Source organism: Erwinia sp. MYb416, assembly GCF_037479575.1.
In the GTDB taxonomy this organism is placed as follows: Bacteria; Pseudomonadota; Gammaproteobacteria; order Enterobacterales; family Enterobacteriaceae; genus Erwinia; species Erwinia rhapontici.
Genome location: NZ_JBBGYT010000439.1, coordinates 1 through 14,715, shown reverse-complemented (window position 1 = coordinate 14,715; position 14,715 = coordinate 1). Strand labels below are relative to the sequence as shown.

Annotated in this window: 17 protein-coding genes and 1 pseudogene; 4 read left to right on the top strand and 14 right to left on the bottom strand. The window is 55.3% G+C overall.

The window, feature by feature from the left end:
- Positions 1–43: 43 nt before the first annotated feature.
- Positions 44–2,104, top strand: coding sequence for a S9 family peptidase (locus WH277_RS18895; protein ID WP_339506446.1), 2,061 nt, complete (start codon positions 44–46; stop codon positions 2,102–2,104).
- Here the strand turns inward: WH277_RS18895 and exoX are convergent.
- The 3 genes from exoX to WH277_RS18880 form a co-directional block, all read right to left on the bottom strand.
- Entirely contained in the window at positions 2,101–2,766 is a 666-nt protein-coding gene (gene exoX / locus WH277_RS18890) for an exodeoxyribonuclease X (protein ID WP_133841802.1), read from the bottom strand. The two genes, WH277_RS18895 and exoX, sit on opposite strands and share 4 nt — an antisense overlap.
- Positions 2,767–2,778: 12 nt before the next feature.
- Positions 2,779–3,537 (bottom strand): carbon-nitrogen hydrolase family protein, encoded by a 759-nt coding sequence (locus tag WH277_RS18885; protein WP_159336500.1) that lies wholly within the window; start codon positions 3,535–3,537, stop codon positions 2,779–2,781.
- 68 nt (positions 3,538–3,605) lie between these two features.
- A complete protein-coding gene (locus tag WH277_RS18880) occupies positions 3,606–3,836 on the bottom strand; it encodes a DNA polymerase III subunit theta (protein ID WP_133841804.1) in 231 nt (76 codons plus the stop codon).
- A gap of 166 nt (positions 3,837–4,002) precedes the next feature.
- Here WH277_RS18880 and copC point away from each other — a divergent pair, with 166 nt between their 5' ends.
- The 3 genes from copC (at position 4,003) to WH277_RS18865 (ending at position 5,658) form a co-directional block, all read left to right on the top strand.
- Positions 4,003–4,365, top strand: a complete 363-nt coding sequence (gene copC / locus WH277_RS18875; protein WP_227534612.1) for a copper homeostasis periplasmic binding protein CopC — start codon at positions 4,003–4,005, stop codon at positions 4,363–4,365.
- Position 4,366: 1 nt separating this feature from the next.
- Complete coding sequence (copD, locus tag WH277_RS18870; RefSeq protein WP_227534611.1) at positions 4,367–5,257, top strand: copper homeostasis membrane protein CopD; 891 nt, start codon at positions 4,367–4,369, stop codon at positions 5,255–5,257.
- 62 nt (positions 5,258–5,319) lie between these two features.
- On the top strand, positions 5,320–5,658 hold the full coding sequence (locus tag WH277_RS18865) for a YebY family protein (protein ID WP_133841807.1): 339 nt from the start codon (positions 5,320–5,322) through the stop codon (positions 5,656–5,658).
- A 327-nt stretch (positions 5,659–5,985) separates the two neighbouring features.
- Here WH277_RS18865 and WH277_RS18860 read toward each other — a convergent pair whose 3' ends face one another.
- The 11 genes and pseudogenes from WH277_RS18860 to WH277_RS18810 all read right to left on the bottom strand — a co-directional run.
- On the bottom strand, positions 5,986–7,062 hold the full coding sequence (locus WH277_RS18860) for a phage integrase (RefSeq protein WP_339506443.1): 1,077 nt from the start codon (positions 7,060–7,062) through the stop codon (positions 5,986–5,988).
- Positions 7,063–7,165: 103 nt separating this feature from the next.
- Positions 7,166–7,384: an ogr/Delta-like zinc finger family protein gene (locus tag WH277_RS18855; RefSeq protein ID WP_159336713.1), complete on the bottom strand. Its 219-nt coding sequence runs from the start codon at positions 7,382–7,384 to the stop codon at positions 7,166–7,168.
- 102 nt (positions 7,385–7,486) lie between these two features.
- Positions 7,487–8,638 (bottom strand): annotated as a pseudogene (locus tag WH277_RS18850) (phage late control D family protein).
- The gene (locus WH277_RS18845; RefSeq protein ID WP_339506441.1) at positions 8,635–9,162 is read right to left on the bottom strand and encodes a phage tail protein; all 528 of its coding nucleotides are present in this window, start codon (positions 9,160–9,162) and stop codon (positions 8,635–8,637) included. Before WH277_RS18845 ends, WH277_RS18850 begins: the two are co-directional and overlap by 4 nt.
- A gap of 7 nt (positions 9,163–9,169) precedes the next feature.
- Positions 9,170–11,629, bottom strand: coding sequence for a phage tail tape measure protein (locus WH277_RS18840; RefSeq protein WP_339506440.1), 2,460 nt, complete (start codon positions 11,627–11,629; stop codon positions 9,170–9,172).
- Entirely contained in the window at positions 11,622–11,744 is a 123-nt protein-coding gene (locus tag WH277_RS18835) for a GpE family phage tail protein (RefSeq protein ID WP_339506439.1), read from the bottom strand. The genes WH277_RS18840 and WH277_RS18835 overlap by 8 nt, the downstream gene beginning before the upstream one ends.
- Positions 11,745–11,776: 32 nt before the next feature.
- A complete protein-coding gene (locus WH277_RS18830; RefSeq protein ID WP_339506438.1) occupies positions 11,777–12,055 on the bottom strand; it encodes a phage tail assembly protein in 279 nt (92 codons plus the stop codon).
- Positions 12,056–12,110: 55 nt separating this feature from the next.
- A complete protein-coding gene (locus WH277_RS18825) occupies positions 12,111–12,620 on the bottom strand; it encodes a phage major tail tube protein (RefSeq protein WP_339506437.1) in 510 nt (169 codons plus the stop codon).
- A gap of 12 nt (positions 12,621–12,632) precedes the next feature.
- Entirely contained in the window at positions 12,633–13,802 is a 1,170-nt protein-coding gene (locus tag WH277_RS18820) for a phage tail sheath protein (protein ID WP_339506436.1), read from the bottom strand.
- Between the two features lie 107 nt (positions 13,803–13,909).
- Entirely contained in the window at positions 13,910–14,467 is a 558-nt protein-coding gene (locus tag WH277_RS18815) for a recombinase family protein (protein ID WP_339506435.1), read from the bottom strand.
- Between the two features lie 54 nt (positions 14,468–14,521).
- Positions 14,522–14,715, bottom strand: a 194-nt coding sequence (locus WH277_RS18810; RefSeq protein ID WP_339506434.1) for a hypothetical protein, incomplete at its 5' end; no start/stop codon positions are given.

The window sequence follows — 14,715 nt, the reverse complement described above, 5'->3', positions numbered from 1 at the left end:
TGCTGCCAACCTTACACACAGGCACAGCAACTGCGAAGAGACTATGACACCTCCTAAAGCGAATAAAATTCCCCATCAGATGACCCTGCACGGTGATACCCGTATCGATAATTATTACTGGCTGCGCGACGACGAGCGCGAAGCGCCAGAGGTGCTTGCGTATCTGCGGGCTGAGAACGACTACTGTCAGCAACAGTTGCTGCCGCAGCAGGCCTTACAGGCGGAGCTGTTGCAGGAGATCATCGACCGCATTCCTGCCCGTGACCATTCGGTGCCTTATGTGAAGCGGGGATATCGTTATCAGAGCCGCTATGAAGAGGGGAATGAATACACGATTTACGCCCGTCAGCCCGCCGACACGAAGACGCCGGAGCACTGGGATACGCTGCTGGATGGCAATCAGCGTGCTGCTGACCATGAGTTTTATACCCTCGGCGGCGTGGCGATCAGCCCGGATAACCAGAAAATGGCCGTGGCAGAAGATGTCCTGTCACGCCGGGTATACGGCATTCGTCTGTGCAACCTTGAGAACGGCGAGTGGTACCCGGAAGTGCTGGAAGGCGTCTCCTCCGCGATGACGTGGGCCAGTGATTCAAACACCCTCTACTATGTGCTGAAAGATAAAAAGACGCTGCTGCCGTATCAGGTGTGGCGGCACACGCTGGGCACACCGCAGCAGCAGGATCAGTTGGTGTATGAAGAGAAAGATGACACCTTCTACGTCAGCGTTTACAAAACCACGTCCGAAGAGTTTGTGGCGATTGCTCTCGGCAGCAGCACCACCAGTGAGATCCTGTTGCTGGATGCCGCTGATGCCGATGCTCAGCCCCAGCTGTTCTCTGCGCGGCGTAAAGATCATGAGTACAGCGTGGACCATTATCAGGGGCAGTTCTATGTGCGTTCCAACCGGGATGGCAAGAACTTCGGGTTGTACCGCAGCGACAGTGCAGATGAGCAGCAGTGGCAGCCGCTGATTGCGCCACGGGATACGACTGTGCTGGAAGGCTATACGCTGTTCCGCGACTGGCTGGTGGTGGAAGAGCGTCAGCAGGGGCTGACCAGCCTGCGTCAGATAAACTGGAAAAGCGGGGAGAGCACCAGCATTGCCTTCGACGATCCGGCCTATGTGACCTGGATTGGTCATAATCCGACGCCGGACAGCAGCAAAGTCCGTTACGGCTACTCATCCATGACCACGCCGGATACGCTGTTTGAACTGGACCTGGACACAGGTGAGCGTGAAGTCCTTAAGCAGACGGAAGTGAAAGGGTTTGATGCGGCTCGCTATCGCAGCGAACGCCACTGGATCACCATGCGTGATGGCGTCGAGGTCCCCGTTTCACTGGTGTACCGTAAAGACAGCTACCAGCCGGGAACCAACCCGTTGCTGGTTTACGGTTATGGTTCTTACGGCAGCAGCATGGATGCTGATTTCAGTGCCAGTCGTCTCAGCCTGTTGGATCGCGGGTTTGTCTTTGCCCTGACGCATATTCGTGGTGGCGGAGAGATGGGTCAGCAGTGGTACGACGATGGACGTCTGCTGAATAAAATGAACACCTTCCATGACTTTATCGATATCACCGATGCGCTGGTGGAGAAAAAGTACGGCGATGCGGAAAAACTCTATGCGATGGGCGGGAGTGCCGGTGGGTTGCTGATGGGCACCGTCATTAATATGGCCCCGGAGCGTTTCAAGGGGGTCGTCGCGCAGGTGCCGTTCGTTGATGTGGTGACGACGATGCTGGATGAAACCATTCCGCTTACCACTGGCGAATATGACGAGTGGGGCAATCCGGCTGAGGAGCAGTATTATCACTACATCAAACAGTACAGCCCGTATGACAACATTAAGGCGCAGGATTATCCGCATCTGTTGATCACCACCGGTCTGCATGACTCCCAGGTTCAGTACTGGGAGCCGGCAAAATGGGTGGCTAAGCTACGTGAGCTGAAGACCGATAATCATTTGCTGCTGCTGCAAACGGATATGGACTCCGGTCATGGCGGCAAGTCAGGCCGCTTTAAAGCCTATGAAGGGGTGGCGCTGGAGTATGCATTTCTTATCGGGCTGGCCAGCGGCCTGCTGACCACACCCGCGGCTTAATCCGTCGCACTCAACGCCCGCTGCATGGCACTGCGTAAGTCGGGCTTCAGATCCGTGATATTTTTTAGCATCCACTTTAAATATCCCGGATCTTTCTTCGCCACATCATCCACTTTCTGCCCGCGATACTTACCGAACGGGAAGGTATTAAACGATCCCTGCACCTGCATCCGACGGATCATCTCTGGCGCATCCCAGCCGCTGAACGACATAATACGGATCAGCAGCGCCGCAGTGATGTAGCAGTCATATAGCGCACGGTGGGCATGTAAATTTTCCGGCGGCGTCACCTCCAGCTGTAAGGATTCGCGCAGCGCCAGATTACTGTATTTCAGGCCCGGCCACAGGCGGCGCGAAAGCGCCATTGTGCAGATCCATTCACCGGGCATCTCTGGCAGCATACGGCGGTCAAAGCTGGCATTGTGCGCCACATAATAAGGGCTGCCGTGATAGCGGCCGATCGCCTGCTCAATGGTGGGTTTCCCCCGCACCATGGCCTCGGTAATTTTATGGATGGCCATGGCTTGATGGCTGATAGGGCGGTCGGGTGAGATCAGGTCGCTCATTGGATTGACGATTTGTCCGTCAATCACATCCACCGATGCCACTTCGACAATACCACCCTGCAGGCCGCAGGTTTCCGTGTCTATCACGCGTAACATAGCTTCTCCCGTTTACAGAACTGACGGGCAGGGTAACGAATGCGCCTCTCCTTGCCAATGATTACCGCTACGACGGGCAATAATCAGTTGCTCGCCTTCGCCCCCGCGTATGACCTGGCGTCCGGTCGCGTCCCAGAAAGCACTTTTACCCGCACACTGGTAGCCGCCCGTGGGCCAGGCGTGATTCGCCATCACCACGGCCATTTGATAATCACGCGACCAGCGGGCGAGGTAGCTGCAGTCGGTTTCATATCCCTGCTCGGAAACCAGCACGCTGGTGGCATAGAGATCGGCACCGCGAACGGAGGCATCACGGGCAAAGGCTTCCACGCTGATATCGGCACAAATGGCCAGCGCCACCTGATGACGCTGATATCCAAATAACGGCACCGTATTACCTGCCGCGAAAATCTCTTTTTCCTGACCGTACAAATTGCGCTTACTGTAGGCGATGCGCGTACCGTCCGGCAGGAATGTCAGTGCGGAGAGGCGAACATTATTGTCCGCCTTTAATGGCAGACCGATGCTGATGCCCATCTGATGCTGCTGCGCCGCGTGCGCAAAGGGTTGCAGCCGTTCGTCGTCCAGCGAGAGCGCCAGTTCAGCCATCAGCGGAAGCTCATAACCGGTCAGCGAAAGTTCAGGGAACATCAGCAGGTCAACGCGCAGCGACGCGGCCTGCTGGATGAATTCGAGGTGGTGTTGAATATTCCAGGCGATATCGCCCGGACGGGAACCTGACTGTGCTGCCGCGATAGTCCAGCTGGACATAAAAAAACCACCCTGAAGAGTAAAGTAAGGCCTTCATCTCAACCGAAGCGGGAGCAAAAAACAAGCCACTATTTTTGTTTAGGTTCGTACGGCAGACGCGAGAGTGACAGGGAGGCCTGGCGGTAGTGAGTCAGACGCTCACGGAACCACTCCTGTAGCGCTGGCGGTTGCTCACGCAGCACCATTTCGGCAATAACCGGCATGTTATAGCGTTCTTTAAACGCCACCCCGGCAGCGGCCAGATCAACGTTGATTTTGTCTTTATCTGTCTGCGGCAATGTGGCCAGATTGTAGCTCATGGTGTTCCCCCCTTAGTGTGTGGCAGAAAATAATGCAGAAGGCACGGATTAGCAAGTCTGACGGCCCATTGATAGTCGCTATCACCTCGACACCCGTTTTTAAGCGGAGTATTCTTTCGCCCTCAGGCAGCAAGGCGCTGCGATTTGCTAAGGATCATTGCGACATATGCGACATTTCTTCAGGGTTTCCGGCTTCTTACTCGCCGCACTGTTTACCCAACAGGTTTCCGCTCATGCCCACCTTAAAAGCCAGTATACCGCGGTTAATCCCGCCGGTAGCGAATGGCCTGAGTCACTGACCATCTCCTTCAGCGAAGATATCGAGCCAGCATTTAGCGGCGTGGTTGTCAGCCGTACCGACAACAAGCCGGTCGATCAGATCAAAGCCGCCCTTGACCCGAAACAGCGCAATACCCTGCGGGTACAGTTTAAACAGCCGCTGAGCAGTGGTGAGTACAAGGTGACATGGCATGTGCTGTCAGTAGACGGGCATAAGACCAAAGGGAACTACACCTTCAGCGTGAAGTGATATGTCACTCACCGGCTTCTATATTCTGTGCCGCTGGCTGCATTTCTGCGCACTGATGTCGCTGGTCGGGGCCGGAGTCACCACGACGTTGCTGGCTCCGGCACGTTATCGCGCCGATCTTACCCGGCGGCTGATGCCGTTAATCCGGGTGAGTACCTGGCTGACGCTGCTGAGTGCGCTACTGCTGCTGGCGGCACAGACAGGACAGATGGGGGACGGCTGGCAGGATACGCTTGAAGGCGATATCTGGCTGGCGGTGCTACAGACGCAGTTTGGCCGCGCATGGCAGTGGCAACTGGCGCTGGCCGTATTGTGTTGTCTGGTGCTGTTGTTTCGCAGACGACTGAGTGGGCAAGGGTGCCAGCAGACGGTGCTGCTGTTAGCCATATTGCAGCTCAGCGGGCTGGCCTTTACCGGACATGCTGCGATGCTGGATGGCTGGAGCGGTGTATTCCAGCGCGCCAATCAGACAGTGCATCTGCTGAGCGCGGCATTCTGGGCGGGTGGCCTGCTTCCGGTCGTTTACCTGATGCGCGCAGCGCGGAGCCCCGAGCATCGTTACGATGCCATTAGCACCATGATGCGTTTTTCACGCTACGGTCATCTGGCCGTCATGCTGGTGGTCATCAGCGGAGTGATCAATGCGTTGCTGCTGCTCGGCTGGCCGCCTGCCAGTTTCCGCCTCTACAGCCAGCTGCTGGTGCTGAAATCCCTGCTGGTTGGCGTAATGATGGGCATTGCTCTGTTTAACCGCTACTGGCTGGTACCGCGTTTTCAGCATAGCGGGGCAGGGGCACAGCAGTCGTTTATCACCAGCACGCTGGTGGAGATCGCTCTGGCGGCGGCGGTACTGCTGGTGGTGGGCATCTTTGCCACACTCGAACCTGCCTGATCAACACCTGTTTTCGCTTATCCCGATTCAGTTTATGTTTTATCGTTTGAGGTACTAACAAGATGAAAAAGTTGGCATTATTTTGCGTCGCACTGGGCATCAGCAGCAGTGCAATGGCTGGCATCGAAACCGTGAGCCGTTTCGATATGGGCAAAGAGAACTGGCCGTTTGTGCGTGAAGAGATGATGTTAAGCTGTGAAAAAGGCAACGTGCTGCTCGCCATTAACGATGGCACGCTGGTGCAATATCCGCTGAATGATGCCGCGGAAGCCAAAGTCAAAGCGGGCCAGATAAAGGCCGGATTCCCAATCAGTAAGATTCTGGCTGACGACCCGGCCAACCCGGGCCAGAAGAAGAGCCTGGCCCCGATTATCGCGCGTGCCGAAAAGCTGTGTAACTGATTGCAAGACGCTGGCGCATACCTTTCGGTGCGCCAGTTATTTCCCATTCCACTCTCGCTGAAAAGCGCAGCCTGCCCGTTTCTGCCGCCGTGATCACAATACTAACAATCAGTTATTACGTTGTTTACAACTGGCTGGTAAACCCCCACAACTGGTCTATCTTTTAAAGTGCAAGGCGAATCGCCTGCAATAATGCCAACTTTTAGCGCACGGCTCTGAAAAGAGCCCTTTCCCTGGACCAAAGACAGGAATCGTCTTTGGTCTTTTTTTGGATAGTACGTTAAAACAATCACTTAGATTGTAATCAATGAGTTACATCCCACCCTGCTACACCCCATTGCACCCTGTAGGAATCTCTGCCGCCATTTTGCCGCCACTGTTACGGGTCATCAGCGCCAGCGGATTATTGTTCACTGCCTCTTCTAAATGGTCTGGTGCAAAGTGCGCATAGCGCATGGTAACGCGAATATCTGAATGCCCGAGGATACGTTGCAGGACGATGATGTTACCCCCGGCCATCATAAAATGGCTGGCGAAGCTATGGCGCAAAACGTGGCTCATTTGACCTTCCGGCAGTGTGATCTCCGCAAGGCGTATTACGCGATAGAACTGGCGGTAGCATTCTGAAAAGAACGGGCCTTCTTTATCCTTCAGGTCGTTATACAGTTCATCACCAATCGGCACGGTACGATTGCGTTTGCCCTTCGTGTTGATAAAGGTAATTTTGTTCGGGAATATCTGGCTGGATTTCAGTCCGGCCGCTTCACTCCAACGCGAACCGGTGGAGAGGCATATACGCACTATTAAGGTCAGTTCTGGATTACCGTGCAGGTCGCACGCAGCTAGTAAACGCTTAATCTGCACCTCGGTTAGCCAGGCCATTTCTTTTTCCGGCTCTTCGAATTCGCGAATATTTTTGAGGGGGTTGGGGTAGGTAATTTCGCCCAGGCGATCCAACTCGTTAAAAACCGCCCTTAAGAAACAGTGCTCACGGTTGACTGTTCCAACGCTAACCTTGAGAGATTTCTCACTGGTTTTATAACCATTTTCAATCAGGCCGCTTAAGCGACGTTCGCGGTAGTGTGCCCAGTCTTTTGCAGTGATTGCCGAGGCTATCGGATCGTTTAAGCCACGGCAGATGATGTGCAGCTTACCAAGTCGTCCCTTTTTGTCACCCAGTGAGCAGCCGTGAAGTTTATACCAGAGGGTAATAATTTCACTGAGTTTGCGGCGGTCCTGCTTTTCACCTAACCAGGGCTTAGTCTTCGCCTCTTCCATCTGGAAACTTTCATAGGCGATTGCTTCGGCACGCGTTTTGAACTGTTTTCTGATGCGCTTCCCGTCGCGGCCGGTGGGGTAACACTCACACAGCCATTTCCCATCAGACTGTTTTCTGATCGCCATTTCATCGCCTCAAGAAAAAGCGATAAAATACTGTATATAAAAACAGCATTCAATGTTTGTTTATTTTTGAACATACATAAAAAACCCGCATTCGCGGGCTTCATCAATGGAGTAGGGAGGGCTGGCTTTCATGGCTGGTATAAAGCGGTACCTTGTTAACAACGCCAGGCGAAACAATCACACCCGCTATGGATTCATGGGTTTTAAAAGTACAACTGCAATTGATGTTTTGACACTGGTGATAACGTTCTTTTGTCTCACGTGAAAGATAACGGCTGCTCTTAGCGTGGGCCGCTGTCTGGCAAAGAGGGCAATGCATCATGATAAAACCTACCGTAAGCATGGGTGGGGGAGGGGATGTATGGATATTGCATAATCAAACATTAATTTGCAAATACAAGTTATGCTTAATTTTGCAAACATCTTATTCACCTCCTTTCCCTGCCACCTCATAACCCACATCAGACAGCAACACTTCAAACTCAAGCGCCGTAGTAAAACCGCTGCCGCTCAGGCTGTGAGTGACTTTACTGATAATCCACGGCTGCTCGTCGATCACCGACTTAAACCCGCTTACTTTCACCGGCGTCTCAGGGAACAGATCGGCGCGCCCCATTGCCAGGGTCATTGAGAATTCAGCAACCCCGCGCTGCAGCTTCGACCACTTCGCCTGAGCCGCACGCATTGCCGCTGCCTGCGTGGCATAGACCGTGGTGATCGCGAAGACGTTATCCTGACTGCCAGCCATATACTCCCCCTCTTTCGCCTCAACTGGCTTTGTTGTTTTCGCTGCCGGATGCGCCGCTTTCTGTGCGGTCTGCGTCTTCGGCTTGCGCTTCACCTGGATCTTTTTCGGCTTCGGGTCTTTCGTGTGCAGCCAGCTCGCAGTAACCCCGGTGTAAGCGCCACGGTCAGCAATACTGAAACTGTGCCGGTCACCGTCCTGCCGGGTGATGGTCACTTGCGGGATAGGCTTGCCGCCAGCGGTAACGCCGCCGCCTGGCTTGATAAACAGCAGCTTCCCGGCTTTAATCGCAGCCACTGCACCGTTAAGCGTGGCGATACGCGTCAGGAAAGCGGCGTCAGTCTCCTGCGTCTGGTCGATGTGGCTGACCTTTACCGGCGCCAGCCCCTCCCCAATCATCGGCTTGAGGTCATTGCGCCCGGCGATCTGGGTGATCACCTCCCCCAGGGTAGTGTCGTGGTATGACGCTTAGCGCCGCGAGTTAAGCGAACCGCGAAAATCCGCACTGCGCGCCCTGATGGTCATGGCATCCGGCGCGCCGTGGTGTTCAATCTCATCAACCGTGAAATCGCCCTTGCTGCTAAGAGGTTGCCCCTTCCAGCCGAGGAACAGTGAGATCACCGCACCGCGTGGCGGCATGGATAATTGCCCGTCGGCATCATCCAGTTCGATATCCAGCTGATCCGCATCAAAGCCCCGGTTATCTGTCATCGTCAAGGATATGAGCCTGGGGCTGATATCTGCCGTAATATCCTTTGAGTTTATCCTGACCATAAATGCCGGACTGCGTGACGCTCCGGCAGACATGGCAAGGCTGCTGATCCCTGTCATCCCAGCAATCCTCCTGCCTGAGTAATAAGACTCCCTGCCGCCGTCTTCACGCCTTCAATGGCTGACGTCACCTGGCCCGGTAAAGAGCTGATGCCACCTATCAGCCCGTCGGCCTGTTTTTTCATGTCGCCGAACATCGATGTCAGTGACTCGTCAACGCGCAACAGGCTCAGTGAAAACATGATTTTGCTGGCAGAGCCATCAGAATAAAAATCGCTGCTTGTCGATGAAAAACTTTCAATCACATACATCCCGTAAATCGTGCCGTTCCCGCCAATCAGCGGCCATGCGCGCCCCTCATCGGCCAGTAACTTAATCGTCAGCAATGAGACTGCACCGCCGGTGATTTCCGGGCGCAGCTCGCCCGACATTGTGATTTTTTCGTCACCGACGCCAACAAACTGCGCAATGGGGCGCTTGCCGACGCGGCTATTGGTCGGCCAGCGGTAATCAACATTCTGCTGCATTTCGCTGTACGGCAGGGTCTGCCGCATGAACGGGATCAGGCCGTAAATCATCATCATCGGTTAATCACTCCCACCCCATTTTAGTGTTCTGCGCTGCGCGCTGGTTACGTGCATCGCGCTGCTTTTGCTCCGCAATCAGTGCCAGCGCATCGTCTTTGCTGATGCCCGGCGGCATGTTGATGTTGTAGGTATCGTTGCTGGTGACATTATTTGTATTACCACCGCCAGCAGGGGCGGTGACAGGGCGATATCCCGCACCGCCAGTCGCCACGTTGTACTGCACACCCGGTCGCTGCGCGCCCACAGGGACATCGGTCGGCAGGTTGTCTTTGAGCTTCTTCGACTTGTCGTCAACCATGCCGAGCTTTTTCAGCACCCAGTCGATGCCGTTCTGCAGCTCCGTCAGCGGCGACAGCACGAACTTAATCCCGGCGGCGAGGAGTTCACCGAACTGCTTACCCATATCACCGGCGGCTTGCAGTTCAGCCTGGGTGGATTTAACCGGCTCAAGCAGCCCCTTAAACTGATCCCACACCCATCCCAGCTTCTCGCCCAGCCAGTCAAACACAGGCTTGAGCGGTGAGAATGCGTCTGCAATGGGTCCCATCGCCGCCGTAAACCCCTGCGCCATCCCTGAGAGAAAAGCGCTGATTGGCTCCCAGTATTTGCGGATAAGCAGCGCGCCCGCCACGATGGCCGCTGCCACAAGAGCTACGGGCAGGGTGATTGCCCCCAGGGCTGTGACTATCGCGCTGCCGACCACGCTAAACCCGGTTCCCAGTAACCCCGCGCCTGCCACCAGCATATTAATCCCGGTCATAACGGGCCAGATAACCAGACCGACTCCACCCAGCACGGCAATCAGCGCCGCCGCCGCCCCGGCAACAAGAACAATCTGTTGCGTCAGCTTCGGATTAGCTTTCACCCACTCCGTCACGCGATTCAGCCAGCCCGTTGCCTCCTGCGTCAGTTTTCTCAGCACGCCGTCGTCATCGTTGAACAGATTGAAGCGCAGACCATCCATTGCGCCCTGGAGCTTGCCGATATCGCCCTGCAGATTATCGCGCAGCGTGGCGCCCATTCGGTCAGCGGCACCGGACACATCACCCAGCTTGTTTTTCGTCCCGGCCAGCGCCGCCAGGAATGCAGGTATCTGGTCAACGGACAGGTCTTCAATCGGCGTGCCAAACAGTGCAATCGCCTGGTTCGCCCGCGTCGCCGGGTCTTTGATTTTCATCAGCCCCTGCGCGGTTTTCTGCATCGCAAGGCGCGCTTTGTCTCCCCCGCTGGCGATATCGCTGGACATTTTTTTTGCATTCAGACCGATAGCCTGATACGCCGCCACGCTGTTTTTTGACATATCCGAACCACGAATGCTGAATTCTTTAACAGCATCCCCGGTTTTATCCAGCGCGAACTTGCCCTGCTGCGCCATATCCACTAACAGCGACATGGCCTCTGAGCCACTGAATCCCATATTGCGGAAATGGGTTGAATACTCGTGCAGAATTTCCGGCAGCTCACCGCGCATCTGCGTTGAGACTTTCTGCATCCCGGTAACCATGAGATCAAACGCCTCGTCGCTGTTTTTAGCGAGGCCGTTTTTCATCATGATCGCAGCAATCTGGATACTCTCCGTCGTGTCGCCGCCAAGCGTCGTCTGAATGTCCAGCGCTTTACGCGATATGCGGTTAAGCTCACTCTCCCCGACATCACCCAGTGCGCCCAGGGTGCTGCGTACCGCCGCCACCGCTTCAGAAATCTGACTGATATCATTGCCGGTTCCGCTGCCGCTGATATCCCTGATGACGCGGGTGTACTGCTCACCCTTACCGCTACCTTCGCCATTTTGCGCGGCAATGCGATCCCCCTGGCCGTCGGTCTGTACCGCAGGGGCAATCAGCCGACTCCCGGCATACATTGCCGCCGTCCCGACGCCCAGCGCCGCGGCACTGGTATTGCGTACGCCCGCGATAGCCGCTTTGCCTTTCTCATAGCGTTCACTGACGCGGTTCAGTTGCGCCTGCTTCTCACTGAGTTGCTGCAGCGCCTGCCTTTGGCGACTCAGGCCGAGCGTCGCCTGTGCCGAGCTGCTTTTCAGACGCTGCTGCTCACTGCTCAGACTTTTTGTTGAGATGCCTGCGGCGGTCAGCACGTCACGCTGCTGCTGCACTGAGAGGCGCAGCGCGTTGCTTTTGGCCTGCAGATCGGACGCAGCCTTGCGGGCCTGCTCCAGCGCGCGCGCCTGCTGGGTGGTTGGTTTTTCGGTGTTACGAAACTGTACGGCCAGCGCCGCCGCCTCTTCCTTTGCCTTTTTCAGTGACTTTTGTGTGACGGCCAGCTGGCCGCTTGTCTTGCGAAATCCGTCAATCTTCGCCGCCTGCGCATCTATCGCTTTAATACTGGCCTGCGTGTCGCGAATATCGCCTGAGAGTTTTTTGGTTTCTGTCTGAATGGCTTTAAAGGGGCGGGATGCCTGATCGACGGCTTTCAGCAGCACCTGCAGCCTGAGGTTATTACTCATTGGGGTTTACTCCGCTGCGGATCATCGCCTGGTGCCGCCAGTCGAGCAGGTCGGCCAGAGGCATGAGGTACATCTCAGAAGGAGGCCAGTGAAAAATAGTGGCAACGTCGGCCATCAGGTCATTGACGGTCAGTTGCCGGGGCCAGTCTACTCGTCCGACTTCGGCGACAAAAAACCAATCACCGTCCCTGCCATTGAGATCAGGTCTTCGGGGGCCAGATTCAGGCACTCCGCTTTTGTCAGCGCGGGCTGGCTGATGCGCGGCAGCACCGTCAGCAGCGCATCAACGTCAGAACCCGCAAGGTCAGAAAGACGGACGCCGCGCAGTGCGCCCGCGTTCGGTTTAATCAGCTCAATCTGGCTGATTTCGGTTTCACCGCGTTTAACCGGGGATGCCAGCAAAATTACATTTTCTTTGTGTTCCATTTGCTTATCTCTTTTCAAAAGGGGAAAAGGCCAGCGCCGGGCGCTGGCACTGTGATTAAATCAGGCCGAGGTTTTTGCGGCGCTGCTCAAGGCGGTCAACGCCGTCAACCACTTCAATCATGTTCACCGTGTCGATCTCGATCAGCGCTTTGCCATTCCAGGTGAGTTTGAAATAGGTGTTTTTGGTGGTGATTTTGGTTTCGGTATCTTCACCCTGTTTGGCTTCACCGAAGTCAAACGCCTGGTGACGGCCGCGCACCTCGATCTCTACCGCAATTTCTTCGCCGGTGTCGTCGCGCTGGTATGAACCGGTAAAGCGCAGCAGCACGGCGCTGCCGCCCCACTGTTTCAGCACCAGGTCATCCATGCCACCGATAGTCCATTCCATATCCAGCGCGTCATCGTCCAGACCGTTATCAATAAACCCGGCCCCGCTCATGCCGCCGCCGCGATACGCATCAAGCTTGCGCGACAGCTTCGGCAGGGTGACGGCACTGACGACGCCCTGATAGCTGTTGGAATCATTGAAGAGGTTCAGCCCCTTCAGCTTGCGAGGTAATGCCATTTATCCGGCTCCTTAGCTGTTGACGGATGCGGCGAAGTTCGCCAGATAGCTGTCGGTGATGCGCTGACGCAGGGTTAAATCTTCCAGCGGCGGCACCGGCGTGTAGTCGTAATCAATAAAGAGCTTGCCCGCTTTCAGGGTGTCCTTATCGTTCGCCGCGTCGTCATACCAGGCTGTTGCACCCAGCAGATAACCGGCATTGACCAGTTCACGGAATTTGGCATTGATGCCCGCAATGATGTCCTTCACCAGCACCGGCGTCAGGGGCTTGTCATTGGCCCACATGTGCGCCTCTGCCATCGTATCGGCCAGCACCTGCGCCGTGCGGGTGTAGTTCTCAAAGGCAAACAGCGGATCGTCACTGCAGGTGCGGTTACCCCAGAAGCGGAAACCGTCTTTGCGGATAAGCGTGGTGACACACGCCTGATTCAGCAGATCAGCATCGGTGCCGACCTGCTGCAGATCCCAGAACACCGACGCGGAAACCCCGGTCACGCCGTTTACGCCAACGTTCGACAGGGTTTTATGCCAGCCTGTGTCATTGTCGATTTTGGCGCGCAGGCCCAGCGCACGCGCCGTGGCATAAGCAATATCAGAGGCATTGGCGGTGGTGTTCCAGGCGATAAAATCAGGCCAGATAACCATCAGCTCACGCTGGCTGAAATTCTCGCGATAGAGCATCGCCTCTGAGATGGTTTTGCAGCCGTGCGCAGACACGTAGCCAAAGGCCCGGAGCTGCTGACAGATGCTGGCGAGGGCGGTTGCCACCTCCAGCGAGTCGAGGCCCGGCACGCCCAGGATGCGCGGCTTAACATCAAGCTGCGTCTGCGCACTCAGTAGCGCTTTCATCCCGGTGTATTTGCCGTTTTCGTCGGTGCCGCCGATGATGTTTGAAATGGTTTCGGCTTCCGTTGCACCGGCGGCCACGCGCACAACCACCGTCACAGGTTTTGACTGATCGGCAATCGCCTGCAGTGACGCCGCGAGGGTGCCTTTTTTACCTGCTTTTGCGATGGTGCCCTGGACGTTGGTCAGCAGGACGGGCGTATTGAGGGGGAAGGTGGCGGCATCGGCATCTTCTGCAGTGCAGACCATGCCGACAATCGCGGTGGAAACGGTGGAGATGGTGCGCGTGCCGTCGTTGTTTTCGACGACACGGACACCGTGATGATAATCTGCCATCTGTAGCACTCCGAATTAAGGGTGCGCTCAGGTTGTCAGTTAGTGTGAAACATCGCATGCGTTCGCCGCTTGCTGACTGTTGAGCAAGCAAGATACCGCACCAGCCCTTACACCGTCGAACTGGCCGGGAACTTTTTGTAAAGTGTTGAAACCCCTACATCGTAGATCATAGCCACGCGCTGCCGTGATTCACCGCCCACAATCAGGCGTCCGGCCTGCGCCCATAGTTCTGCGCTGAGTTTTGGCCGACGTCCGCCGATTCGTCCTTCTGCACGCGCAGCCGCAAGCCCGGCATGAGTACGTTCGACTATCAGCTCTCGTTCCATCTCTGCCAGCGCGCCCATCACATGGAAAAAGAATCTACCCATCGGCGTGCTGGTATCGATGCTGTCTGTCAGGCTGCGAAAGTTAATATCACGCTCACGCAGCTCTTCGACCAAAATGACAAGATTCCGCATGCTGCGCCCGAGGCGGTCCAGTTTCCAAACGACAAGCGTATCGCCAGCCGACAGCGCTTTAAGAAGCTTTTTTAACCCCGGTCTGTCTGCTGTTTTCCCACTGATTTTATCTTCGAAAATCAGCTCACATCCTGCGCTATCCAGCGCATTACGTTGCAATGCGGTGTTCTGGTCATTTGTTGATACGCGAATATAGCCAATAAACATGCTGCCTCACTATAAATAAAGGCAGCATATTGCGATTTAATTTCACAAAATTCATCAAAGACTAAAAATTTCATTAAGCCATTCAGATGAATCCCGCTCTCTTGTGAAGGGCCCGTGAACGCTTGCATAGCATCCTTTAGAAGCTACATCACGGTTTACATGAGTGTTAACCCATTCTACAGAGCAAATAACTCGCTCATCATCTTCAACAACACCTTTAACAATACCTATATGCTTGATTGCTATAA

What these genes read in the sequence shown, in the direction of transcription:
- WH277_RS18895 (WP_339506446.1), top strand. Translation starts at nt 44, where the DNA reads ATGACACCTCCTAAAGCGAATAAAATTCCCCATCAGATGACCCTGCAC.
- exoX (WP_133841802.1), bottom strand. Translation starts at nt 2,766, where the DNA reads ATGTTACGCGTGATAGACACGGAAACCTGCGGCCTGCAGGGTGGTATT.
- WH277_RS18885 (WP_159336500.1), bottom strand. Translation starts at nt 3,537, where the DNA reads ATGTCCAGCTGGACTATCGCGGCAGCACAGTCAGGTTCCCGTCCGGGC.
- WH277_RS18880 (WP_133841804.1), bottom strand. Translation starts at nt 3,836, where the DNA reads ATGAGCTACAATCTGGCCACATTGCCGCAGACAGATAAAGACAAAATC.
- copC (WP_227534612.1), top strand. Translation starts at nt 4,003, where the DNA reads ATGCGACATTTCTTCAGGGTTTCCGGCTTCTTACTCGCCGCACTGTTT.
- copD (WP_227534611.1), top strand. Translation starts at nt 4,367, where the DNA reads ATGTCACTCACCGGCTTCTATATTCTGTGCCGCTGGCTGCATTTCTGC.
- WH277_RS18865 (WP_133841807.1), top strand. Translation starts at nt 5,320, where the DNA reads ATGAAAAAGTTGGCATTATTTTGCGTCGCACTGGGCATCAGCAGCAGT.
- WH277_RS18860 (WP_339506443.1), bottom strand. Translation starts at nt 7,062, where the DNA reads ATGGCGATCAGAAAACAGTCTGATGGGAAATGGCTGTGTGAGTGTTAC.
- WH277_RS18855 (WP_159336713.1), bottom strand. Translation starts at nt 7,384, where the DNA reads ATGATGCATTGCCCTCTTTGCCAGACAGCGGCCCACGCTAAGAGCAGC.
- WH277_RS18845 (WP_339506441.1), bottom strand. Translation starts at nt 9,162, where the DNA reads ATGATGATGATTTACGGCCTGATCCCGTTCATGCGGCAGACCCTGCCG.
- WH277_RS18840 (WP_339506440.1), bottom strand. Translation starts at nt 11,629, where the DNA reads ATGAGTAATAACCTCAGGCTGCAGGTGCTGCTGAAAGCCGTCGATCAG.
- WH277_RS18835 (WP_339506439.1), bottom strand. Translation starts at nt 11,744, where the DNA reads ATGGCCGACGTTGCCACTATTTTTCACTGGCCTCCTTCTGAGATGTAC.
- WH277_RS18830 (WP_339506438.1), bottom strand. Translation starts at nt 12,055, where the DNA reads ATGGAACACAAAGAAAATGTAATTTTGCTGGCATCCCCGGTTAAACGC.
- WH277_RS18825 (WP_339506437.1), bottom strand. Translation starts at nt 12,620, where the DNA reads ATGGCATTACCTCGCAAGCTGAAGGGGCTGAACCTCTTCAATGATTCC.
- WH277_RS18820 (WP_339506436.1), bottom strand. Translation starts at nt 13,802, where the DNA reads ATGGCAGATTATCATCACGGTGTCCGTGTCGTCGAAAACAACGACGGC.
- WH277_RS18815 (WP_339506435.1), bottom strand. Translation starts at nt 14,467, where the DNA reads ATGTTTATTGGCTATATTCGCGTATCAACAAATGACCAGAACACCGCA.